This is a genomic window from Streptomyces sp. RP5T (assembly GCF_003933965.1).
Taxonomy (GTDB): Bacteria; Actinomycetota; Actinomycetes; order Streptomycetales; family Streptomycetaceae; genus Streptomyces.
In genome coordinates, this window is sequence record NZ_RSAJ01001098.1 from 1 (window position 1) to 1,292 (window position 1,292).

The 1,292-nt window shown below is 72.9% G+C and carries 1 protein-coding gene and 1 pseudogene; one reads left to right on the plus strand and one right to left on the minus strand.

Annotated features, from left to right (window positions below):
* Positions 1 to 376, minus strand: a pseudogene (locus EHS43_RS44735) (lipid-transfer protein); the annotation flags it as partial.
* Between the two features lie 105 nt (positions 377 to 481).
* On the opposite strand from EHS43_RS44735, the gene EHS43_RS44740 reads away from it, so the two are divergent.
* On the plus strand, positions 482 to 1,292 hold an 811-nt coding region (locus tag EHS43_RS44740), incomplete at its 3' end, for an AMP-binding protein (protein WP_148104356.1).

Sequence of the window (1,292 nt, forward strand, 5' to 3'; positions counted from 1 at the left end):
GTTGGACGGTGGTGTTGGTCCAGGGGCGGGGGCCCGACCCGCGCTTGCGGGAGCGCCAGGCGACGCCGACCGTGGCCTGGCCGCTCGCTATCGCCGCCGCGAGGTGGGCGACCGTGGCGCACGAACCGCCGCCGCCGTAGCCGACCTTGCTGAAGAAGGTGAGGTCGCCGAGGCCGACGGCCTTCGCGAGCTCGACCTCGTCCGTCTCCTCCATGGTGTACGAGGCCAGGGCGTCGACCTCGTCGGGGGCGATCCCGGCGTCGTCCAGGGCGGCGAGCACGGCCCGGCAGGCCAGGGTTCTCTCGTCCTCGGCGAGGTTCTTGGCGAACGGGGTCCGTCCGATGCCCACGATCGCCGTGGCGTCCTTGAGGGTCACGCTGCACGCACCTCCGCACGCTGTGAAGCCTGCTGACAGCCCGTCAGGCTACAGCTAATCTGACGGGTAGTCAGCTAACGCGTTTCCGCTTTCGGGGAGGCCGATGTGGAGTGGCGGAGCATCCCGGAGCTGGTCCGCCGGGCGGCGGAACGGTACGCCGGCACCGAGGCGGTCGTGGAGGGCCGGAACCGGCTCACCTACGGCGAGTTGGGCGCCCGCGTGGAGCGCGCGGCGGCGGCCTGCATGGCGGGCGACGTACGCCCGGGCGACCGGGTGGCCGTCTGGGCCCCCAACTCCGCCGACTGGATGGTCGCCGCGCTGGGCGCGGTCTCGGCGGGCGCGGTCCTGGTGCCGCTCAACACCCGCTTCAAGGGCGCCGAGGCCGCGGACGTGCTGCGCAGGAGCGGGGCCCGGCTGCTGTTCGTCACCGGGACCTTCCTCGGCACCTCGTACGTGGCGTCCCTGCGCAGGGCGATCGCGGAGGGTCCGGGGCTGCCCGGCCTGGAGCAGGTCGTGGTGCTCTCGGACGACGCCCCCGCCGACTACCGCACCTGGAAGGACTTCCTGGCCGGCGGGGACGGGGTGGGGCAGGAGCAGGTGCGGGCACGCGCCGACGCCGTGGCCCCCGAGTGGCCCTCCGACATCGTCTTCACCTCCGGCACCACCGGCCGCCCCAAGGGCGCGGTGATCACCCACGAGCAGACCCTGCGGGCCTACGACGTCTGGTGCGAGCTCGCCGGGTTGCGGCACGGCGACCGCTACCTGATCGTGAACCCCTTCTTCCACACCTTCGGCTACAAGGCCGGGGTGATCGCCTGTCTGATGCGCGGGGCGACGATGATCCCGCAGCCGGTGTTCGACGTGGACACCGTGCTCGCCAACATCGCGGCGGAACGGGTCTCGGTGCTGCCCGGCC